The following is a 23,055-nucleotide window of genomic DNA, read 5'->3' on the forward strand; positions in this document are numbered from 1 at the left end:
TATGTTTCCACTTCGACGCAATAGACGTTTACGCACCAATGCTGCCATTCGCGGTTTGGTAAGAGAAAATAGCATTACTGCCAACGATTTTTTAGTGCCGCTTTTTGTGGTTGAAGGCAAAGGTGTTAAAGAAGAAATTCCTTCCATGCCTAATTATTACCGACATAGTTTGGATACGCTAGTTGGCGAATTAAAATTACTTTGGAGTTTAGGATTGAAATCCGTTTTACTGTTTGTAAAAGTGCCTGATAACTTAAAAGATAATAAAGGAACTGAAGCCTTAAATCCTGATGGTTTGATGCAACGCGCCATCAAAGTGATAAAAGATACCTGTCCGCACATGATTGTGATGACGGATGTTGCGCTAGACCCATATTCGTCGTTTGGACATGATGGCATTGTGGAAGAAGGAAAAATTGTAAATGATGATACGATTGAGGTTTTGGCAGAAATGAGCATTTCGCATGCGGAAGCTGGCGCCGATTTTGTAGCGCCAAGTGATATGATGGACGGACGCATTTTGAGCATTCGTGAAGCTCTGGAAGATGAAAATTTTACCGATGTCGGAATTATGAGTTACAGCGCAAAATACGCCTCTGCTTTTTACGGACCTTTCCGTGATGCGTTGGATTCTGCGCCTGGATTTGGCGATAAAAAAACGTATCAAATGGATCCTGCAAATCGTTATGAAGCCATGCGCGAAACCGAAATGGACATTGATGAAGGCGCTGATATTGTGATGGTAAAACCTGGAATGGCCTATTTAGATATTGTTCGTGAAGTAAAAAATGAGTTTGATGTGCCTGTTGCGGTGTATCAAGTAAGTGGCGAATATGCGATGATGAAAGCTGCGGCTGAAAAAGGTTGGCTAGATCATGATGAAGTAATGATGGAATCTATTATGGCATTTAAACGTGCTGGTGCCGATATGATTGCGAGTTATTTTGCCAAAGATGTTATTAAATTATTGTCGTAACTTTATAAGATGAAAGCTGCGATTTCCATATTTGTATTTTTAATTTCTGCGGGAATCGCTGTGTTGTATCTTGTGAATGTGAAAGAGCTAGAGAAAACGAATGCTTCGCAACAAACTTTTGGTGTTTGTGGTGGAGGAGTTTATTCTGATTCATATTTTCATGAAGAAATCACTGAAGAAATAAAAAAAGGAAAAGCTTTATTTAACGCTAATTGTGCTGCTTGTCATAAATTAAATGCACAATCTACTGGACCTGCTTTGCGTGGTATTCACGAACGTTATACTACTGTAGATATTATCAAATTTATGCGAAATGACTTTTCGAGCGCTATACAATATACCAACGAAAAAGGGTATAAATGCACTCCATTTCCTGATTTGTCTGACGAAGACATTGAATCTATTTTACTATACACATACTAAATCAAATGAAAAAATACATTTTACTTTTTACGCTATTTTTGACAAGCATTTTGTCGGCACAAAAAGTAAAAATGTCTAACAGTATCTACGAAGATATTTCTTCTGATGAAAATAGAGGAAATAGAGTTAAAAACCCTGCCGATATTGAACGTATTATTTCAACAGAAACTGAAGTTGGATATGGCACGTTAAGCAAACAAACCTTCTGGTTTAAAAATGGTTTGTACGTAAAAGGTATTGACTCTTGTAAATACTTTATGGTGACACACCTAAACTCCTTTGATGATTTTGGAAAAATACAACAGATTGAAAGTATTTATGAAAATTATCCTACAGCAAAAGAAAAAAATCCATATAAATCATCTGATGTCCGAAAGTATTTTTATTCCAAAAATAAGGTTGAAAAACATGTGTATGAAGACGATTTTTTAAAGAAAATTTGCAGATACAACCTAAAAAATGATCTTATAGAAAGTTTTGTAATCTATGATGATAAAAATAAACTAGGCGTCAAAAGTGAAGCTCATTTGCTAGGTATGTATGATACTGTATTTGATTATATTGAAGGATTTACATCTTCGAAAAATGGTTTTTATAAAAAGAAAGATATTGTGTATAGTTATGATGAGAATGACAAAATAGTGTCACTTTCTAATGCTATATTTACACATACATTTACTTACAAAGATGACTTATTGATAGAATCAAAATATTGTAGTGATACTGATGTTACCGAGATACAATTTGAATACGATGAAAGAGGAAATTGGATTCACAAAACTGAAACTACGAATAATTTGATATATAGTACCGAGAGAATTATTATCTATAAAAATAGCCGTTAAAATTTATGAAAAAATACATTTTACTACTCACTCTATTTGCTTCTTTTATTGCGAAAGCACAAGACACACCAATTGCTGCTTTTTTAGAGAAATGGGAAAACTCTAAAGATTATTTGGTAGAAATGGCAGAATTAATGCCTGAAGATAAATACAGCTACAAGCCTACGGAACGCCAAAAGACGTTTCAAGAGCAATTGTTACACATCAAACAAAATATGGATTGGTTGAGTTCTACGTATTTTTCAAAAGAAAAAAAGAAAGAAAAGAAGGAAGGAAGTTACTCTACCAAAACTGAGGTGATTGCTGCAATTAAAGAAGCTTTTGACAACACAGCTTCCATCATCAAAAAAGCCTCTGCGGAAGAATTGAAAGAAATGGTAGAATTTTTTGCAGGTCCAAAAACCAAATTACAAATCTTAAATTTATTACAAGATCACGTGACGCATCACAGAGGACAACTCATAGTTTATTTAAACCTAAATGATATAAAACCACCGAGATTTCGTGGTTGGTAGTAACTTATTTGCAAAAAGTGAGTCAGATATCGAATAAAACCATCGAAAAAACAGAAACTTAGCAGATTCGGAAGCATATCTAAAAAAATGCGCAAAATATTAGCTAAATTCGCTACATACAATTCTTGAAATACCATGACACTATTAATATTATACGGAGTAATCTCTATTTTCTTTTCATTTTTATGTTCCATTTTAGAAGCTGTTTTGCTGAGCGTTACACCAACGTTTGTAAATATTCAGAAAAAAGATGGAAAAGCGTATGCTGACAATTTGAAAGCATTAAAACAAGATGTTGACAAACCTTTGATCGCCATTTTAACATTGAACACCATTGCGCATACTGTTGGTGCAATTATGGTAGGTACAGAAGCTAAAAAACTATATGGTGACGAAGATAGTTACGGCGTATTTATTATTTCTGTAATCATGACAATTTTAATTTTAGTGGCTTCGGAAATTATTCCGAAAACTATTGGAGCTAAATACTGGAAAGAATTAGCAAGTTTTACCACAAAAACACTGGATTTTATGGTGCTAATTTTAAAGTATACAGGAATTTTATGGATTTTACAGTTGTTTACTAAAATTATTGGAAGTAAAGGTCATGGCGAAAGTGTATTGAGTCGTGAAGACTTTGGTGCAATGGCAGAGATTGCAACTGATAAAGGTGTTTTTCAAGAATCGGAAAGTAAAGTGATTCGCAATTTATTAGGCTTTAAAGATATTTTGGTAAAAGATGTGATGACACCGCGATCGGTATTAAAAATTGATAGTTCTGATAAAACGATTCAACAGTTTTTTGATGAAAATCCAGAGTTGAAGTTTTCACGAATTCCGATTCACGGAGAAAATTCAGATGATATTATTGGGTATATTTTAAAAGATAAAATGATGGAAGCCATTATTCATGGAAAAGGCGACCAACCATTGACCACTATAAAACGAGATTTATTGGTAACTGATCGGAATTTACCGATTCCGGAATTGTTTGAAAAACTAATTGAACACCGTGAGCATATTGCCTTAGTTGTAGACGAATACGGATCTGTAAGCGGATTGGTAAGTCAGGAAGATGTGATTGAAACCTTACTTGGTTTGGAAATTATGGACGAAAGTGATAATGTTGCCGATTTACAACAATTGGCACGTAAAAGCTGGGAAAAGAGAGCCAAAAAGCTAGGATTGATAGCAAAAAACAACCCAGAAGAATAAATCGACTGGGTATATTTGTCATTGGTAAATTTTTACGTAAATCACCAACTACTAACAACTTTCTCTTTTGTGTGTTACTACTTTATAAATTTACACTTTTTTTTTGTAACTAATTATTCATGCACAGTAAATTTATGAAAAAAAAATGCACTTCATCCGTTTTTTTAGTCTTTTTATCGACAGGATAGCTGTTTTAGTTCGATGAACATACATACAGCACATATCAAAACTCCATTAGGCGTTGCTAAAGTCGTTTCGGACAAGGTTGGCATTGTTGAAATTTCTGTATTGGATGAAGAAGTAAAATTCATAAACTCCGAAAACATTCCGCAGGTTCTTAAAGATTGTATCACACAGTTAGAAGAATATTTTGCAGGAGAACGCACAGAATTTCAGCTAAAGTTGGCGCCAAAAGGAACCGATTTTCAACAAAGAGTTTGGAGCGAATTGAACAAAATCCCATTCGGAAAAACCTATTCGTATTTAGCACTTTCAAAAAAGTTGGGCGATGTAAAGGCGATTCGTGCCGTAGCTTCTGCCAATGGTAAAAATCCATTGTGGATTGTTACACCATGTCATAGAGTTATTGGAAGTGACGGTTCGCTCACAGGATATGCTAGCGGATTGTGGCGCAAAAAATGGCTATTGGAACATGAAAGTCCTGCAAAACAACAATCGTTGTTTTAAAATAAAATTCAAAAAAATTATGTATCAAACCGCTACTAAATTCTTAAAAAAATTCATGTCTACTGCGGCAATTTTCAAGTACGGATTCAATCTGTCGCCCATGTATCGCCGCACAACTGCGCGCGTTATTGAAATTAGCGATGACATGAAGTATGTAAAAATCAAAGTTCCGCTAAGCTATAAAAACAAAAATTATGTAGGTGCTATTTTCGGTGGAAGTATGTTTGCTGCAACCGATCCGATTTATATGATTCAACTCATGCAAATTTTGGGAGAAGATTTTGTGGTTTGGGATAAAGCAGCAACTATCAATTACAAACGTCCTGCGAAAGAGCATTTATTTTGTGAGTTTGTCTTTACAGATGCCGAAATTGAAGCTATTCAAAAGCAAGTTGCGCAAACGCATGAAATGACTGTTGAAAAAACAACCTATCTTAAAAGTGCTTCCGATCAAATTTTTGCAGAAGTCATTAAAACCCTTTATATTGCTGAAAAGTCTTTTTATAAAGAAAAGCTTAAAAAACGAAAACAAGCAAAATCTTCTTAGTACACATTTTTTCCTCGCCAACGTACTAAATAAAGACGTATGTTACAAAAAATAAATTTAGAAAATGTATTGTTTCTAGACATAGAAACGGTTCCTGAGTATCCGAATTTTAACGATTTGGATGCCGAAGAAAAAACGCTTTGGGAACAGAAAACAACGTATCAACGAAAAGACGAATTTACCGCAGAAGAATTTTACGATCGCGCAGGAATTTGGGCAGAGTTTGGTAAAATTATCTGTATTTCAGTAGGTTATTTTGCCAATAAAGGTGATTTGAGACAGTTTCGTACCACTTCATTTCATGGAGAAGAGACACAGTTATTATTGGAGTTTAAAGAATTATTAGAATCGCATTTTAACAGACCTCATCACCTGCTTTGTGCACATAATGGTAAAGAATTTGACTTTCCTTTTATAGCGCGTCGTATGATTATAAATCGAATTACCTTGCCTTTTAAGCTGAATTTATTTGGTAAGAAACCATGGGAAATAGCGCATTTAGACACCTTGGAATTATGGAAGTTTGGCGATTATAAACATTATACTTCATTGCGTTTGATGACTAAAATTTTAGGAATTCCTTCGCCAAAAGATGATATTGACGGCAGTCAAGTTCGCAATGTTTTTTATGAAGAAGGTGATATTGATCGAATCATTACGTATTGTGAAAAAGATGTCATTGCTGTAGCGCAGATTTTACTCAGATTGCGCAATGAACCGTTGTTGGAAAGTGATGAAATGTTGCATGTGTAGTTTGCTTTTAGTATCGGCTTTGCTTTCGTATTTTAGTAGTTTTTTGAAACGTCATTGCGAATATTATTGAAATATATTTTGAATGAAAATACCTAGCGAAGCTAAAAAGCAATCTGTTTTTGAAAGACTGGATTGTGGTTTGGTTTTTTTACCACGAATGCACGAATTTTTTTAGCTTGATTATCGACACGAGTTATAAACTTGCGATAGCGTTGCATTTCTAAATCTCTCAACACTTATAGCTAAAGTATTTTTTTTGTCACGAATGCACGAATTGTTTGTTTGTAGTTCATGTTTGTGAATAGTGATTTATCACGAATTTTGCTTACAATTGTGTGAATACGTTTTATTGCTATGAAACATCCTTACGGAGAATTTATGACGTGTAAATCTGTTTGTTTAAGAAGATCGTTTTACTTTTTATTTGTGAACGATAAAGAAACTGCTCAATTATCAATACTAACATCTCGAAACTAATTTTAGCTTGATTATCGACACGAGTTATAAATTTGCGATAGCGTTGCATTTCTAAATCTCTCAACACTTATAGCTAAAGTCTTTTTTTGTCACGAATGCATGAATTGTTTGTTTGTAGTTCATGTTTGTGAATAGTGATTTATCACGAATTTTGCTTACAGTTGTGTGAATACGTTTTATTGCTATGAAACGTCTTTATGAGGAATTTATGACGTGGCAATCTGTTTCTTAGAAAGTAATTAGCAAATTTTCAAATCGATAAATTACCACAAAACACACAAACTTAATATTTTATCTATATTCGTAGCTTATAAAATCCATTCCTATGAAACTAAAAACCGCAATTATTTGTTTGACATTTTTGTTTATAGCTGCCTGCTCTTTGCAGAAATCATTGTACAAAAACGAAACTACGATCAAGGAGTTACGTCAAAATGCAAATGCTACAGTGACCAATTGGGACAATACGGTAGCGTCTACTGACTTTTATGAAGAAGTACCTGAAACCTATATTCCAGAAAGTGGCATTCGCGGACGATATGCATTGTATGACCAATTTTTTAGTATTTCTTCACTCGAAACTATTGTGGGCGAACCTGTATTTTTAAAAGGTCCACATGCTAACGCTCCAAATTATAAAAGTGAGAAAACGTTTGGATATTACAATCCGCTATTCATCAAAAAATTGGAAGATAACCTTCGGTTTTTATTCCAAAATAAAGCATTTGTCAGCAGCGTACAATCGCATTACGATCAGAAATTAAAACAGTACTTGCGTGTCTATTATCTTTCGTATGAAGTGGGCGCAAATAATAAAGAAGTTAGAGATAAATATTTGGCAGTGATTGCCAATCCTGAAAAATACGATTATATGAATGGAAGTGCTAAAGCACCTGCATTCTATTTGCAAGAAGCATTCAGAGACTTTGCGGAATCACTTGAAAAAGAAGGTTATGATGTGTACGAAGCGTTTACCTGTCCAGGTTTTTGGGTACGTAGATCTATGGATGGCACTGCCGATGAATTTTACGAACTATTGAAGCTTACGTTACAAACGTTTGATCCTTCGTTTATGAATGCGCAGTAAATGGAACGTTCCTGCGTAGACAGGTATTTGTAAAAATTCACATAAAACACATAAAAAAGCCCAAACACGTATTGTGTTTGGGCTTTTAAGCACTCTAAATTTATTTACTAGTTATTCTGGGTTATTATTGTTTGATAAACTTCTTAGTTACGCTTTGCGTTCCTGCATTGATTTGAATCATATACACACCAGCTTGTAACTTTTGAACGTTAATAGCGCCAGCATTTATGTTTCCTTTTGCTACTTGTTGTCCAACCATATTCATAATGGTATAACTTGCATTGTCTTGCGTTGTTGTTACGTGTAACGTTGCTCCTTTTACAGGATTTGGATAAATTTTAACTTCAAAAGAAGTATTGAATGCATCGTCAGTCGTTGCCGTAGTAACATAGTTATTTGTAGCCGTTGTTGCAGTAGCTGTTAAACAGAAATTCGTTGTATCAGACGTTGTAAATGAACCTCCAGAAGCTAATGTTGCTCCTGTATCATTGTTTGTCAAAGTAAACGAACCGTTTCCATAAGCACAGCAAATTCCGTCACCGTATGCATCTGTAATTGTGAAGTCGTAGCATCCATCATCTAAACAACCAGCGTCTACAACTAATGTAGATCCGTCTGCTTGCGAAGCGTACGTTCCTCCAGAAGCGACTACTTGTCCGCCACTATTAGTGATTTCCCAACTTGTTTCTTCAGGGTAATCATCAAAAGTAATTGATAAAGATACATTTGAGCATGATGGTCCACTTCCGCTTCCAGCAGTAATGCTTAAATCATCAATAGCAATATCACTAGACCATCCGTTTCCGGTAGTTCCGACGATTCTTAATTTTACTGTTTGTCCTAAATATGAATTTAAGTCAATTGACACATCATTCCATTGGTTTCCGTTATTTCCTGAATCGGTCCATAAGTTTGTCCATGAACTTCCATCAGTAGATCCTTGTATTGTTAATGACCCTACATTATTTCCATACATGTGATTTTGAAAGCTAAACGTAGCTGAAGTCATTCCTGATAAGTCAAAACAATCACTTTCTAAGATTGCCGTAGCATTGTTACCAATTTGTCCTGGGCTACTATTTGTAGAAGCTTCAAGGAATAAATAGTTTGATCCTTGCGTTGCTGAACTTGGTCCTGTACCAGAAGATGGTGTACTTCCACTTGTTCGGACCCAGTTTCCGTCGTCTCCAGTAACTTGTGCCCAACCATCGTTTGACTCAAATCCTTCACTATACGGGAAATTGCTAATTGTTGTTGTACAACTTCCTGTGCTTGCTGCATCCACATTTACAGTTCTTGAAACTTGTGTTGCTGCATTTCCTGCGGCATCACTTACATTGTAGTTTAATGTATATGTTCCTTCTACTGATGTGTTTACTGAACCTGTTACTACGATGCTTGATGTTAAGTTTCCATCTACATTATCTGTAGCAGTTGCTCCCGCATCTGTATACGAATCTCCAACTGTTAAGTTCACTGTAGCCGAACCATTTAATGTAATTACTGGTGCTACCGTATCTGTTGTAATATCTACTGCAGTTACTGATAAATCGTCAACAGCGATATCACTAGACCATCCATTTCCTGTAACTCCAACAATTCTTAATTTTACTTGTTGTTCTAAGTATGAATTTAAGTTTACAGAAATTGTATTCCATTGGTTTCCTTTATTCCCTGAATCTGTCCATAAGTTTGCCCAAGTAGTTCCATCAATAGAAGCTTGCACAGTTAATGAACCAACATTGGTACCATACATGTGGTTTTTAAATCCAAAAGTAGCTTCAGATTTTCCTGCTAAGTCAAAACAATCACTTTCTAAGATTGCTGTAGCATTTCCACCTATTTGTCCTGGGCTGCTATTTGTTGAAGCTTCAAGGAATAAATAGTTTGATCCTTGCGCCGCAGCACTTGGTCCTGTTCCAGAAGATGGTGTACTTCCACTTGTTCGCACCCAGTTTCCGTCGTCTCCTGTAACTTGTGCCCAACCGTCATTAGATTCAAATCCTTCACTGTATGGAAAATTACTAACGGTTGTTGTACAAATAGGCGGCACATCGGCAGTTGTAAAAGTTACTGTTGAACTGTACGATGAGTTTCCGCTAGCACATTTACTTCTTACTTGTACTTGGTACGATGTAGAAGGTGCTAATCCGCTCAATGTTGTCGAATTTGAAGCAACTGCATTAGTTGTCCAAGCTGAAGTTCCTGTTGCTCTGTAACGCACATCATACGTTGCAGCTGTTACTGCATTCCAGTTTACATCTGCTCCAGTTACTGTAACTCCTGAAGCAGCAACTCCTGTTGGTGTTGTTGCGTTACATACCACTGGCGTTCCTGTTAATCCTGTTACAATTAATGAGAAGTTTTGACTTCCACCAACTAACGAACCTTTATTCGTTACAGTAATTGTATAGGTTCCTGAAGCTCCAGAAACGTCTACTCTTTCATACGGATCTACCGTATTGTCTCCAAGTCCGTTTGTAGTTACTCCTGTCAATCTCCATGGATTGTATGTTGTTCCTCCTTTGGTTACTCTAATATCTAAATCATTTACTAATACTGCTGTAGATGAGTTTGTTGCTGTGGTTGCTGTTCCTGCACGATCTGTCCAAGAAATTGACGCTAATAATGGATTTGTTCCATCAGAATCAACCGTAATTGAATACGTTTGACCAGAAGTTAAGGTTAATTCCTCTACTTTAGATTCGCTTCCATTTTCTGAGATTGCCTCAGCTGCGCGTTTTGCGTTCAATAATCCCCAACCAAAAACTGCATCAGGTCCATTTGATCCTGCATCATCTGCTGTATGTAATGCCAATCCTTTTAGCGTTGCTGCACGCATAAATGAACCATTTGTATTATTAGCATGTTGTTGTAATAATAGTAATGATCCTGCTACGTTTGGCGAAGCCATTGATGTTCCTGTAATTGAGTTATAAGCCGTATTGCTACTTTCATACGTAGAATATACACCTGTACCATTTCCAGCAATATCTGGCTTGATACGATAATCATCTGTTGGACCTTCACTACTAGAGCTATTGATTGAAACTGAAATTAAGTTTCCACTTCCATCAATATTTGCATCGTTTGCGTTGGCTACTACTAAGTTATTTTTTGATGTAGCATGTCCTGTAAGTTTATCATACGAACTATTTCCTGCCAAAGGACTTCCGTTAAATCCGTTTTGGTTACCATCATTACCTGCGGCAACAACCATTAAATAGTTAGGTGCGTTAAACATGATTTCATCCCAGTCGCGCGATTCTGTAATGTAGGCTCCAAAGTAGTAATCAGGAACTAAATCACCTCTAAAACCATACGAATGGTTAGAAACTAACATTCCGCTTGATGCTGCTGAAGTTGCTTCTGCTAAATCACTATTCCAGTCATGTCCTACAGCACTTGCGTGTGGTGCCATTCCTTTTGCATCAGCAACAACTCCAGAAGCTATAATAGTTCCGGTAACGTGCGCTGCGTGAAAGTTAAGAGTTGTACTTGAGTCTCCGATAGAGAATCGGTTGGTTCCGCCAGCGCCATCATATTCTTGGTGTGAAGCTCTTGCCAAACCGCCATCCCAAACGTGCGCTGTCATGTTTTGCCCCATAAGGTTTAATCCTAAAGAACCTCCATTGTTCAAATGGTTTGTTCTTGTAGATCGTGCTGCATCAACATTGAATGTTGTGTAATACACAGGTCGCCCATCTGCCGTTACTTTTTGCAGTTCAATGAGTGTTCCGTCTGCAAGTGTTTTTCTAACATCCCAACCTTTTTGTAGTGCAATTTGAATCGCTTTTTGCTGTTCTAATGCTTGATTGGTTGTGAATTTGTTTTTTAATGTCTCTAACGCTTGTGTATCGTATTGACTTACAATTTTTTGCTTTTCAGCATCTGTTTGTCCATAAGAATTTTGCGCAAAAAACATTCCAAAGGCTAATAGCCCTAAAGAAAGGTACTTGTTCTTCATGTGTTAATTTTGGTTGTTATTAGGTTAATTTTACTTTAATAAAATAATTCTATAGACTCAATATACTTTTAGGTGTGTTAAGTATTGTTTTTGAATTGTAGCGTATTTTGAATTATTTTCATTAATGCGCTGCAAAACTGTTAATATTTTATTAATATTTTAAGTATTCACCCTTTTTTTCGATGAATTACCTGTTTTTTTAAGAAATCCTTACGTTTTATGTTTTTCTTACATAAAAAAATACGCTAAAACCCTACTAATTTTATAGATAATTAGATGCTGCTATTCATTTTTAAGGTTATTTTGACGCTTATTTTTTTAATTAAAACTCAATTAGTTTATGTACTTTTGAGTAATGCGTACATTACTAGATATACAAAACCTCAGCATCTCCTTTAAAGGTAACGAAGTCATCCATGGAATTTCATATACGGTTTCTTCAAACGAAATTTTAGGAGTTGTTGGCGAGTCTGGTAGTGGAAAATCCGTTTCTTCATTGGCTGTTTTAGGCTTGTTACCTAAGAAAAATGCAGCTGTTTCGGGTAGTATTTTATATAACGATCAAGATTTAGTATCGCTTTCTAATAAACAGTTTCAACGCTTGCGCGGGAATGAAATTTCGATGATTTTTCAAGAACCTATGAGTTCTTTAAATCCATCTATGACCTGCGGAAAGCAAGTAGAAGAAGTATTGCTACAGCATAAATTTTGTGCAAAGAAAGAAGCGAAAGCAACCGTTTTGTCACTTTTTGAAAAGGTGAAATTGCCAAGAATTAATCAAATGTACCGCTCGTATCCGCATCAATTGAGTGGCGGACAAAAGCAACGCGTTATGATTGCCATGGCAATTGCTTGTAAACCAAAGTTACTCATTGCTGATGAGCCAACGACTGCTCTTGATGTTACAGTTCAGAAGGAGATTGTTTTGTTGTTGAAAGCGTTGCAGCAAGAAACCGAAATGGGCATTGTTTTTATTTCGCACGATTTGTCTTTGGTGAGTGAAATTGCCGATGAAATTGTAGTAATGTACAAAGGTGATATTGTAGAACGTGGCAAAACGTCCACGTTATTTTCAAATCCTACGCACGAGTATACAAAAGCATTGTTACAGTCAAAACCTTCTTTGGATGTTCGGTTAAAAAAGCTTCCAACAATTAAAGATGTCCTTGCGGGAACCGTTTCAGATACGATTGTTTCTAGGGAAGCACGCAAACGTCATCATGAGAATATTTACGCGAAAGCGCCTATTTTAGAGGTGAAAAATGTATCAAAGTCCTTTTTTAGCAGTGCAGGTATTTTTAGCAAATCTACGGAAGTGAAAGCAGTAGACGACGTAAGTTTTTCATTATACGAAGGCGAAACACTTGGTTTGGTGGGCGAATCGGGCTGTGGGAAATCTACTTTAGGAAATACTATTTTGCAGTTGCACAAAGCTACCGAAGGCGAAATTTTGTATAAAGGGCAAGATATTACCAAATTATCGGGCAGTGAAGTTCGAAATTTGCGCAAAGAGATTCAGATTATTTTTCAAGATCCGTTTGCTTCACTAAATCCTCGAATTCCGATCGGAACTGCAATTTTGGAACCGATGAAAGTACACGGATTGCATACAAATGACGCGGAACGAAAGGAAAAAGTACTCGAATTGTTGGAACGTGTTGGTTTGGACGCTTCGTATTACGGAAGATATCCGCATGAGTTTTCGGGCGGACAACGACAGCGTATTGGAATTGCGCGTACAATTGCCTTGCAACCGAAGTTGATTATTTGTGACGAATCGGTTTCTGCCTTAGATATTTCGGTGCAGGCACAAGTACTGAATTTACTGAATGAGTTGAAAGATAATTTTGGATTTACCTATATTTTTATTTCGCATGATTTGGCGGTTGTAAAGTATATTTCTGATCAGTTATTGGTGATGAATGCTGGAAAAATTGAAGAGTTGGGCGAAGCGGATGCTATTTATGCCAATCCGAAATCTTCGTATACGCAAAAGTTAATTGATGCGATTCCTAAGGGGATTTAATTCCACATTTTTTGTAAAAAAACGGTTCTTATTCTAGACAATTCCCTAGGCTAAATTAGTGTTTATCCCCTTTGACTCATGTTGCTATTTTTTCAATTTTGTATCGAACAAAAAATAGAAATATTATGAAAAAACAGCGAATTAAAAATTTGAATTTAAACAGAAAAACTATTTCAAAATTAGAAAAATCTAATCAAATTCAAGGCGGCGCGCAATATTCTACTGATTGCTGGACAGATATTTTTACATCTGTATTTATTTCATGTCCAGAACCTCTACGTGAACCAGATTCATTTTTTCCTAATTGTAGTAGATTTGGTGATTGTCCAATGATTTAATATTTAAAAATTATAAAAGTGAGTTAAAGCTCACTTTTTCTTTTTTTCTACGCTCGAAAATTCTGTATCTTTAAAAGATATGAGCTTAACTAGAGAACAAAAACGCGCATTTAGAGCCTTATTATTTAAACATCAAGATGGAATTGCAATTACAGCTACGATTCCAGTTTTGGAACGATATGCCGTTTTTGATTTTTTGGCTGAAGAAAAAGTTACTTCCGTAGAAAGCATCGTTGAAAAGTTTCCGAAGTTTCACGCAGGTTATTTGAACGTTTCGTTGCGTAGTTTGGCCTCGCAAGGAATTTTGAAGTATTCCGTTACTACGGATGAAGTTCGTATTGATGTGACTCCGAAATTTAAAAATTTCCAATATCATATTCCTCATTACGTGCATTTTAATGACTTGTTTCGTTATTATTACGACTTGTTTAAAAATCCGTTTGCGTTTCCATTGCCAGCAATAGATACACTGATTTCGTATGCTGAATATTGGTCGGATACTAAAGAGAAGTTACACGCTGATTCTTATTTTCAAGAAGAAGTCGCATTTCATTTGGAAGGTGTTTTGTTAGCGCCTTTGTTGGTACATTTGGGTTATCATGCAGATTTGGAAGGTATTGAAGTTTCCTCCTTTTTGGAAGATGCTACGCTTCAAAAGTTGTTGCAATTGTTGGAATTGCATGATGGCACTTCGTTAACTACAAAAGGTAATTTTTTGTTTGCAAAGAGTTATGCGTATGGTGTGACAACTTCATATATGCCAATTATGCGACATCAAGAAACGTATTTGACCGGCGATTTTTTACCGTTTTTTGAGCAAGATCATTTAGGCAATGAGCAGCATGTGTTTCGTGGCATTAATGTTTGGGGAAGTGGCGGAAGTCACGCTACTTATTTTAATAAGTTTGATGCCGTTTTGGTTGATCTTTTTAATAAACCATTAGCCCAGCAACCGAAAGGAATTATTGATGTAGGTTGTGGAAATGGTGCGTTGTTGGAACATATTTTTGATTTGATTTGGCATAAAACACAACGCAGAGATGATCTTAGTACTAATGAACTTATTTTAGTTGGTGCCGATTATAATAAGGAAGCGTTGTTGAGTACGAAACGAAATTTAGAGAAAGCGAACGTTAGAGCAGAAGTTGTTTGGGGCGATATTGGGAATCCTGCTGAGATTGATGCGAAATTGCAAGCGTTGTACAACGTAAAGTTAGAAGAGTTATTGAATGTGCGTTCTTTTTTGGATCATAACCGTCCGTTTAATGTGCCTAAAGGTTCGTACACGGGCAATTTATTGTCTACCGGAGCTTTTGCACATCGTGGAAAGCAATTGCATAATGCGGACGTTGCGCAAAGTTTGGTGGAACATTTTGAGAAGTGGAAACCGTATATTAAACATCACGGTTTGTTGTTTATCGAATTACATACCGTTGCACCAGATGTGGTTGCGTTGAATTTAGGCAAAACACCTTGTACGGCGTATGATGTGACACATGGATTTTCGGATCAGTATATTGTGGAGTTGGATGTTTTTTTGGATGCGATTGCGAAGGCGGGAATTGGAATTGATCCGACACATTCATATCATTTTCCTAGTGATGAAATTGCTACTATTAGTATTCATTTGATACAGTAGTTAGTTGCGTTTTTTCTTCTTTTTAGAAATTTCTTCTGCTAGTAAAAGTGCATTGTAAGCATTTACTATTTTACCTGATTTGGATAGGGAGCTGAAAGGGACGAGTTCTTTTTCTTCTTTTTCTGATGGTTTGTTGACCATGATATCTAAAGAAACTCCTGATTCCATGATGATTTGTTTTACTTCTGATGCTTTTAGGTTTGGGTAGTGAGAACGAATTAGTGCGGCAATCCCCGAAACAATAATACATGATAGCGAAGTTCCCGAATCATACTTATATTTATTGTCGTTAAAAGTTGTGTAAATATATGCTGCTGGAGCAAATATATCAACTTCATTTTTACCGTAATTTGAGTATGTATACGTTACGTTTTCATCAACTTTATGAGTAGAACCTCCAACCTTTATAAAATTGTTAACAAACTCATTGGTATGATTAACAGCATCATTAGGGTAATTAAAATTTATGTCCAAATTCAAGTTATCATTTCCAGATGAAGTTATTATTAGAACGTCTTTTTCTTCTGCATATTTTATAGCTTTAATAATCCAATTATTGTGTAACGAAAAACTTTTTCCAATACTCATATTGATAATTTTAGCGCCATTATCTACAGCATATTTTATAGCTAATGCAATATCTTTATCGTGACAATCTCCATAAGGTGCAACTGCCAAAGGCATTACTTTGACTAAATTAGTTATTCCATTTATTCCCTTAGTATTATCCCTATTTGCTGCTAAAACTCCTATCATTTTTATACCGTGTGTATGTCTAGCTTCTGATGTATCTACACCAATATTACCATTACCATATTTTATATCATTCAGAGATGAAGAATCATCTCCTATTACTTCACGATCATTATCAACTTTGTTTAAGTAGATTGTATAATATCTTTTTTCAGCTTTTAATCTGTTTTTTCTCCAAGCATTATTTTTGATGAGTGATTTAAAATCTAGGAGTTTTTCTTTGTGTTTGGAGTTTTTCTTTGTGATTGAATCTAGTGTTCGTTCGTTAAGTAGTATGTTAGGATATAACTTATTAAATTCTTTAGTTATTTTTCTTTCTTGCATAATTAAAGAATCTAAATAATGAATATTATCTTTAGTTATTTCTAAACGTTTATTATAGGTTTTAACTGCGCGTACATAAGATTGATACGCTTCTTTTTGTTTGTTTGGAATTTCGAATTCGTTCTTGTTTTTGAATAATGATTCATATTTTCTTAAAACTCTTGTATACTCAAAACTAGCTCTGTATAGTTGTTCTCCTTTTGAATTCCCTAGAAAATTCCAGCCATGGATATCATCAACATAACCATTATTATCGTCGTCTATATTGTTGTTTGGAATTTCATTTTTATTTACCCAAAGTGATTGTTTTATATCTTCGTGTGAAACGTCAATTCTTCCATCAACGAGTGCAACTGTAATTGTATCTCCTTTTTTATAATTAAGTAGCTCACTGTAAACTTTATCTAAACTAACACCAAAAATAGTATCATTTACAAGGTCTTTATGATGCCAATTTTGCCATTCTTTTGCTGTTAATCTTTTATTTTTTTTAGCAAAACTAGCTGTGATTACTTGCGGTTTTTGCACTGTTATTTTTGAAGAAGTACAGGCTATGATGAAGCAGGATAGCAATAGAATGAGTGGTTTTAGAGGTTTCAATAGTATGTATTTTATGAAGTTACAAGGTAATTCATTTTTACTTTTTTCTTTGCTGCTTTTTAGAAACTTCTTCTGCTAGTAAGAGTGCATTGTAAGCATTTATTATTTTTCCTGATTTTGATAGTGAGTTGAAAGGAACTTTATTCGGATTTCGTTCTTCTCCAATAGGATAAGGTTTTAACACCATTAAATCATAAGACGTTCCTGATTGCATAATAATATCTTTAACTTCTTTAGCCGTTAAGTTCGGATAATAAGAAAATAATAAACTAGCGACGCCACTTACCACAGCAGAAGATAATGAAGTCCCTGTATCAATTACTTCTTCTGATCTTGCTAAACAAGAAATTTTAGTGCCTGGCGCATAAATATCTACATTATTTTTTCCGTAATTTGAGTTGCTGAAAATTAGTTTAGAATTTATTTCTTTAGAAGTATTACCTACTTTAATGAAATTTTTTACAGTTTCAACACCTCTCAAATTATCAGTAGGAAAATCGTCATTATTATCTATATTTAAACCATTATTCCCTGCTGATGTAATAATTAAAATATTACGATCTTGAGCATGTTTTATGGCATCATTTACCCATTCTGGATACATAGAAAACTCTTTGCCAAGGCTCATGTTAATGATTTTCGCACCATTATCGACAGCATAACGAATAGCCAATGCAATATCTTTATCAAACTCATTACCTACAGTAGCTATACTTAGAGGCATTATTTGAACAAGATCATTTATCCCATCTATTCCTATATTGTTATTTCTTTTTGCAGCAATTAAAGATGCAATCTGAGTTGCATGACTAATTAGCTGAATTCCTTGCACATCATTATTCCCGTAAGGAAAATCGTTTATGTCATCCGAATTATCATTTGCTGAAGAACGATCATTATAATTAACATTGAGCAATGTATTTAGCTTGAATTTTTCAAAATCTACACGATTATCACACCAACTTTCGTCAATACCATATTTTTTATAATATGCTAGATTTGAGATTGATTTTTTCACTTTTTCATCACTAATAATTGATTTTAATGAATCCAATTGATCAACTGTATAATCTTCTTTGGGAAAATATTTTTTAGCGATAGATTTTCCATTTTTATATCGAGTTTTTATTCTTTTATATCTCGCTATTTCAGAATTTTTATTTTCAACTTCTGAATTGTATTTCATGTATGCCTTTTGATATAATTTGAAGTTTTCATAATCTTCTTTGGGCATTTCGCTAATTAAATTATAATCTCTAAATAGTGAATCAAATCTCCTAACGATCCTTACATATTCATAGCTAGTATATAGTATATCATCTCCTTTTTTTGTTCCCACATAATTCCAACCATGTACATCATCTATATATCCATTGTTATCATCGTCAATACCGTTGTTTGGGATTTCATCTTTGTTAATCCAAATTTGATTTTTTAAGTCTTCTTGAGCAATGTCTAATTCTGTATCAATGACAGCAACAATAACCGTATCTCCTTTTTTATTTTTAAGAAGTTCCCTGTATGCTTTGTCTAGACTGATTCCTGGAATAGAATCTTCAAAAATGTCTTTGAAATGCCAATTTTGATTATCTGTTTCGGTGAACGCTTTCTTTTTAGCAAAAGCAGCAGTGATTATTTGTGATTTTTGTAACGTTGACTTTGAAGAAGTACAGGCTATGATAGCACAACAGAATAAAATGATTAATAGTTTTAAATTCTTCAATTGTATATTTTTTATGAAGTTACAATATAATTTATTTTACTTCTTTCTTTGCTGCTTTTTAGAAATCTGTTCTGCCATTAAAAGTGCATTGTAGGCGTTTACTATTTTTCCTGATTTTGATAGTGAGTTGAAAGGGACGAGTTCTTTATTATTTCTAGTTGGAGGTTTATTTACTTCCCAATTGATAAAAACCCCAGAATTAAGAATAATACTTTTAACTTCTGATGCGGAAAGATTGGGATAATACGAACGAATCAAAGCAGCAATTCCAGATACTATTGGCGCTGAAAAAGACGTTCCGCTACTGAATCCATAAGTATTATTAGGGTGCGTAGTGTAAATATCCTTACCAGGTGCAAAAATATCAACGTTTTCTTTCCCGTAATTAGAAGTATAATGAATTATATTTTCGTTTAGTTCATAAGTAGATGCTCCGACTTTTATGAAGTTTTTTAAAACATCATAATTTTTTTCATCTAAATCATTAGGATAATTTTGTTTTTCGTCTAAATTTTCGGCTCTATTACCCGCAGAAGTAATTACTAAAACGTCTTTTTCATCAGCATATTTTAAAGCATCCATCACCCACTCCTTGTGCATAGAGAAATACTTACCCGAACTCATATTGATTATTTTAGCACCATTATCTATTGCATAACGAATGGCTAATGCGATATCTTTGTCGTGTTCGTCTCCATAAGGAGAAATCGCTACAGGCATTATTTTTACTTTATTAGTAATTCCTTTAATACCCAAAGCATTACTTCTATTTGCAGCAATGATTCCTGCTACTTTTATAGCGTGGATATGTGAACCTTCTGAGTTATCAGAAGTTACCTTATTATTACCGTAATGTATGTCATTTATATCATTCACATCATCGCCAATGATTTCCCTTTCAGGAAAATCAGTATTCAAATAAATATCTAGGTACCGTTTTTCTGAAGCAAAACTGGATGCATTTTTTATACTATCGTTTTTAAGTCGTATCAACGCGTTTACATCCTTCTGTAACGTTTCATTTTCTAGTTTTAAGCTTTGTAAAAATTTCAGATGTATAGTACTGTCTTTGTATATATTTTTTATTTTTTCCTCTAAAAAACTTTTTCTTATTCTTTTGTAATTAAGTGATCTTAATTTTCTATTCACATATCGTAATTCTTCAGAGTAAGCTTCTTTTGCTCTTTGGTACAAATCGTAATCTTTAATGGCTATACTATCGATTTCTTCTCTTTTTTTATTTTTAAATTTTTCCTTGAACTTTCTAATGATTCTAACATATTCAAAGTTTGCCCTGTACACTTGTTGCCCTTTAGAATTTCCTAAAAAGTTCCAACCATGTACATCGTCAATGTATCCGTTTTTATCATCATCAATATTATTGTTTGGAATTTCATTGGAGTTTACCCAAATAAATTCTTTGATATCTTCATGATTTTTATGAATGCGCATATCGATCACAGCTACAATAACCGTATCACCTTTTTTATTTTTAAGAAGTTCCCTGTATGCTTTGTCTAGACTGATTCCTGCAATGGTATCTTCGATGATATCTTTGTGTTGCCAGTTTTGTTTTTCGTCTTTGGTTAATGGTTTAGTTTTAATAAAACTAGCTGTGATTGCTTGCGGTTTTTGCACTGTTATTTTTGAAGAAGTACAGGCTGTAATAATGCAAGATAGTAGTAGTGTGATGATTGGTTTTAGAGGTTTCAATTGTATATTTTTTATGAAGTTACAATATAATTTATTTTACTTCTTTCTTTGCTGCTTTTTAGAAACTTCTTCTGCTAGTAAGAGTGCATTGTAGGCATTTACTATTTTTCCTGATTTTAAGAAAATTAAATGATGTTTTCTAAATAAATATTCCTTTGTAATTACTACAATAAATTAAGTGGTTAATATTCTCAGAAAAAAGTATCTAAAAACTCTTTTTTTAACAGTACTTTTTTGATACTTTTAGCGTTATCTAAATTTACCCCTAATAACATAATAATGTTTAAAGATCTAAACCTTAATATCTATAATTTATTAATTTTTGCAGGTGTAATCCAAGGCTTAATTTTTGGAATTGTTGTTTTAATAAATAAAAAATATAGCAGTAAAGCTAGTTTATATTTAGCAATTGTAATGTTATTAATGTCATTGAGTAACTTACAATATTGGTTAATTGATACTAAAACTGTAGAAAAGTACGACTTTATTAAATATACTTACATTCCTTGGCATTGGCTCATACTACCATTCTTTTACCTATTTGTATATAAATATCTTCAACAGCAACAAAAACTTAGTAAAAATATAAAATTATATCTATTTGTTCCCTTTTTCTCTGTTATCGCAATTGTTTTTTTACAATTATTATATAAGTTTTTCATTAATCCCAATTATCAACTCCCATCTCATTTTAGCAGAGGAATTTTTATTTATTTAGATATATTATCCATCCTTTTTATTATCAGTATTATATATCTGACATTTGCTATGCTAAAGAAATATGAGAAAGAACATAAGCAATATGATCCTCTAAAAGTAGTATCAGAAACAAAATGGTTAAAACGTTTAATAACAATTGGAGTTGTTACTTGTGTTTTCTGGATAATTGCAATGTCTATTACTGTGTATTCCAATAAAGAAAACCTATCATTATTTTATTTTTTATGGTTGGGGATGTCAATAATAATATATTACTTAGGTTATGTTGGTATTAATAAGCTACAATTAATTAAAGAAAGAAAAGATATTAGAAGCACACAAAATTATAAAACAGAAGTAGATTCAAAAAAAATAGAAAGTAAAATAAAGCCAGATGAAATTTTCAAAAATTTTGTAGTCCTAATTGAACAAAAATACACTAATCCAAATTTAAGTCTTGATTTAATTAGTACAGAATTAAATATTAGTACAAGTTATTTATCTCAAAAAATAAAAACAAACAGCGGTGCTAGCTTCTCAACTTATATAAATAATCTTAGAGTTCAAGAAGCAAAAAAAATGCTGATTAATGATTCGTACTCAAACTACACATCTACTGCCATTGGCCTAGAAGCTGGGTTTAATTCTAAATCTAGTTTTTATAGAGCATTCAAAAAAAATGAGAATTGTACACCTCTAGAATATATAAAATCTCATAAATAAGTCTCATTTTTTGTAAAAGTATTGATTTTGACACTCTATAACTCTTTGAATAGAATATCATTGCCTAGTATTAACAAATAAAACTGACTTTGAAGAGTATAATTTCTAGTCATAATTAATAATTAAAAACTTTATGAAATCAAGAATGAAAAACTTTATGAAATTTGCATTAGTATTGGGAATTTCTCTTTTATTATTTTAATTGTCAAAAAGATAATAGTATTGATGATATTATCTCTTTCGAAACAGGAGATAACTTAGCCTTCAAAAAAGGAAAATTACAAGATATAGATAGACTGAATTCTTATGTCGAAACACTAAAACAAAATATTAAAACATCTTTTTTAAACAAAAATTCTTCACTAGAAGACACCTATAACTTTATTATTATAGAAGATCAAGATATTTTATTTTACGAAGAAGAGGACAATATTACATATACAATACCGATCTTAAAAACAGAACAGGAAGCTGGCACTTTTAGTAATCTTATAATAAGATTTGATGATACAAATCAAACTGAAGTCTTTATATTAAATTATGAACCTAATGATGGATATTTGGAAGCCGTAGAGGATTATAATCAAACCCCTTTTTCTGGAAGAATTATAAAAGAATTTATACAATATGATGGAAGTTTAGATTATTTAAAAGACAATGGAAACTGTGTAACCATTACTATAAAATATTGTAATTGGTCAGAAGGAAATTTAGAAGGAACTCCACATCTTGCAGGGCCAAATTGCACCCCAAGATTTATGTTTGATGTTGGTTATGAAGTATGCAGTGATTTCCCTGAGTTAGTTGACCCACCATCACCTTCTGGAAGTGAATCACCTAATAGCGGAACAACAAGCACATCATCTGGCGGTTCTAACAACAATAATACTCCAGTAATTATTCCTAATGTGCCAAAAATAGAAAGCATACTTGATATTGACGGCGTTTCACTACAAATGAATGATTGGCTCAATCGTATTGAAAATTTAAATATTAAACTTGAATTGATAAATATTTTTAATGAA

Annotated in this window: 17 protein-coding genes and 1 pseudogene; 14 read left to right on the plus strand and 4 right to left on the minus strand. The window is 33.6% G+C overall.

The features are described 5' to 3' along the window. Position 1 precedes the first annotated feature (1 nt). The 9 genes and pseudogenes from hemB (at position 2) to AB8B65_RS18060 (ending at position 7,525) form a co-directional block, all read left to right on the plus strand. Positions 2-976 (plus strand): porphobilinogen synthase, encoded by a 975-nt coding sequence (gene hemB, locus AB8B65_RS18020; RefSeq protein ID WP_405302677.1) that lies wholly within the window; start codon positions 2-4, stop codon positions 974-976. Positions 977-1,162: 186 nt separating this feature from the next. Next, positions 1,163-1,399, plus strand: a pseudogene (locus AB8B65_RS18025) (c-type cytochrome); the annotation flags it as partial. 5 nt (positions 1,400-1,404) lie between these two features. Next, a complete protein-coding gene (locus tag AB8B65_RS18030) occupies positions 1,405-2,244 on the plus strand; it encodes a hypothetical protein (protein WP_405302678.1) in 840 nt (279 codons plus the stop codon). Between the two features lie 5 nt (positions 2,245-2,249). Next, on the plus strand, positions 2,250-2,759 hold the full coding sequence (locus AB8B65_RS18035; RefSeq protein WP_405302679.1) for a DinB family protein: 510 nt from the start codon (positions 2,250-2,252) through the stop codon (positions 2,757-2,759). 135 nt (positions 2,760-2,894) lie between these two features. Further along, complete coding sequence (locus tag AB8B65_RS18040; protein WP_405302680.1) at positions 2,895-3,974, plus strand: CNNM domain-containing protein; 1,080 nt, start codon at positions 2,895-2,897, stop codon at positions 3,972-3,974. 207 nt (positions 3,975-4,181) lie between these two features. Next, positions 4,182-4,661: a methylated-DNA--[protein]-cysteine S-methyltransferase gene (locus tag AB8B65_RS18045; RefSeq protein ID WP_405302693.1), complete on the plus strand. Its 480-nt coding sequence runs from the start codon at positions 4,182-4,184 to the stop codon at positions 4,659-4,661. 19 nt (positions 4,662-4,680) lie between these two features. Next, complete coding sequence (locus tag AB8B65_RS18050) at positions 4,681-5,208, plus strand: DUF4442 domain-containing protein (RefSeq protein ID WP_405302681.1); 528 nt, start codon at positions 4,681-4,683, stop codon at positions 5,206-5,208. Between the two features lie 39 nt (positions 5,209-5,247). Next, entirely contained in the window at positions 5,248-5,961 is a 714-nt protein-coding gene (locus tag AB8B65_RS18055) for a 3'-5' exonuclease (RefSeq protein WP_405302682.1), read from the plus strand. 802 nt (positions 5,962-6,763) lie between these two features. Then, positions 6,764-7,525 carry a hypothetical protein gene (locus tag AB8B65_RS18060; RefSeq protein WP_405302683.1) on the plus strand — a complete coding sequence of 254 codons (762 nt, stop codon included), beginning with the start codon at positions 6,764-6,766 and terminating at the stop codon, positions 7,523-7,525. Between the two features lie 124 nt (positions 7,526-7,649). Here the strand turns inward: AB8B65_RS18060 and AB8B65_RS18065 are convergent, their stop codons facing one another. After that, entirely contained in the window at positions 7,650-11,492 is a 3,843-nt protein-coding gene (locus AB8B65_RS18065; protein ID WP_405302684.1) for a S8 family serine peptidase, read from the minus strand. A gap of 355 nt (positions 11,493-11,847) precedes the next feature. Here AB8B65_RS18065 and AB8B65_RS18070 point away from each other — a divergent pair, with 355 nt between their 5' ends. The 3 genes from AB8B65_RS18070 to AB8B65_RS18080 all read left to right on the plus strand — a co-directional run bounded on the left by AB8B65_RS18070 (position 11,848) and on the right by AB8B65_RS18080 (position 15,495). After that, on the plus strand, positions 11,848-13,518 hold the full coding sequence (locus AB8B65_RS18070) for an ABC transporter ATP-binding protein (RefSeq protein ID WP_405302685.1): 1,671 nt from the start codon (positions 11,848-11,850) through the stop codon (positions 13,516-13,518). A 125-nt stretch (positions 13,519-13,643) separates the two neighbouring features. Further along, positions 13,644-13,856, plus strand: a complete 213-nt coding sequence (locus AB8B65_RS18075) for a hypothetical protein (RefSeq protein ID WP_405302686.1) — start codon at positions 13,644-13,646, stop codon at positions 13,854-13,856. Positions 13,857-13,935: 79 nt separating this feature from the next. After that, entirely contained in the window at positions 13,936-15,495 is a 1,560-nt protein-coding gene (locus tag AB8B65_RS18080) for a class I SAM-dependent methyltransferase (RefSeq protein WP_405302687.1), read from the plus strand. On the opposite strand, the gene AB8B65_RS18085 is transcribed toward AB8B65_RS18080, so the two are convergent. The 3 genes from AB8B65_RS18085 to AB8B65_RS18095 are packed head-to-tail and all read right to left on the minus strand — an operon-like array spanning position 15,496 to position 20,608. After that, positions 15,496-17,172 (minus strand): S8 family serine peptidase, encoded by a 1,677-nt coding sequence (locus AB8B65_RS18085; RefSeq protein ID WP_405302688.1) that lies wholly within the window; start codon positions 17,170-17,172, stop codon positions 15,496-15,498. It lies immediately after the preceding gene. Between the two features lie 37 nt (positions 17,173-17,209). Further along, positions 17,210-18,895 carry a S8 family serine peptidase gene (locus tag AB8B65_RS18090; protein WP_405302689.1) on the minus strand — a complete coding sequence of 562 codons (1,686 nt, stop codon included), beginning with the start codon at positions 18,893-18,895 and terminating at the stop codon, positions 17,210-17,212. Positions 18,896-18,931: 36 nt separating this feature from the next. Then, entirely contained in the window at positions 18,932-20,608 is a 1,677-nt protein-coding gene (locus AB8B65_RS18095) for a S8 family peptidase (protein WP_405302690.1), read from the minus strand. A 279-nt stretch (positions 20,609-20,887) separates the two neighbouring features. Between AB8B65_RS18095 and AB8B65_RS18100 the strand changes: the two genes are divergently transcribed. Together AB8B65_RS18100 and AB8B65_RS18105 are read left to right on the plus strand one after the other, a co-directional pair. Continuing rightward, positions 20,888-22,030, plus strand: coding sequence for a helix-turn-helix domain-containing protein (locus AB8B65_RS18100; RefSeq protein ID WP_405302691.1), 1,143 nt, complete (start codon positions 20,888-20,890; stop codon positions 22,028-22,030). Positions 22,031-22,590: 560 nt separating this feature from the next. Continuing rightward, positions 22,591-23,055, plus strand: a 465-nt coding sequence (locus AB8B65_RS18105) for a hypothetical protein (RefSeq protein WP_405302692.1), incomplete at its 3' end; no start/stop codon positions are given.

The organism is Kordia sp. (assembly GCF_045105435.1).
In the GTDB taxonomy this organism is placed as follows: domain Bacteria; phylum Bacteroidota; class Bacteroidia; order Flavobacteriales; family Flavobacteriaceae; genus Kordia.

What these genes read in the sequence shown, in the direction of transcription:
- hemB (WP_405302677.1), top strand. Translation starts at nt 2, where the DNA reads ATGTTTCCACTTCGACGCAATAGACGTTTACGCACCAATGCTGCCATT.
- AB8B65_RS18030 (WP_405302678.1), top strand. Translation starts at nt 1,405, where the DNA reads ATGAAAAAATACATTTTACTTTTTACGCTATTTTTGACAAGCATTTTG.
- AB8B65_RS18035 (WP_405302679.1), top strand. Translation starts at nt 2,250, where the DNA reads ATGAAAAAATACATTTTACTACTCACTCTATTTGCTTCTTTTATTGCG.
- AB8B65_RS18040 (WP_405302680.1), top strand. Translation starts at nt 2,895, where the DNA reads ATGACACTATTAATATTATACGGAGTAATCTCTATTTTCTTTTCATTT.
- AB8B65_RS18050 (WP_405302681.1), top strand. Translation starts at nt 4,681, where the DNA reads ATGTATCAAACCGCTACTAAATTCTTAAAAAAATTCATGTCTACTGCG.
- AB8B65_RS18055 (WP_405302682.1), top strand. Translation starts at nt 5,248, where the DNA reads ATGTTACAAAAAATAAATTTAGAAAATGTATTGTTTCTAGACATAGAA.
- AB8B65_RS18060 (WP_405302683.1), top strand. Translation starts at nt 6,764, where the DNA reads ATGAAACTAAAAACCGCAATTATTTGTTTGACATTTTTGTTTATAGCT.
- AB8B65_RS18065 (WP_405302684.1), bottom strand. Translation starts at nt 11,492, where the DNA reads ATGAAGAACAAGTACCTTTCTTTAGGGCTATTAGCCTTTGGAATGTTT.
- AB8B65_RS18070 (WP_405302685.1), top strand. Translation starts at nt 11,848, where the DNA reads ATGCGTACATTACTAGATATACAAAACCTCAGCATCTCCTTTAAAGGT.
- AB8B65_RS18075 (WP_405302686.1), top strand. Translation starts at nt 13,644, where the DNA reads ATGAAAAAACAGCGAATTAAAAATTTGAATTTAAACAGAAAAACTATT.
- AB8B65_RS18080 (WP_405302687.1), top strand. Translation starts at nt 13,936, where the DNA reads ATGAGCTTAACTAGAGAACAAAAACGCGCATTTAGAGCCTTATTATTT.
- AB8B65_RS18100 (WP_405302691.1), top strand. Translation starts at nt 20,888, where the DNA reads ATGTTTAAAGATCTAAACCTTAATATCTATAATTTATTAATTTTTGCA.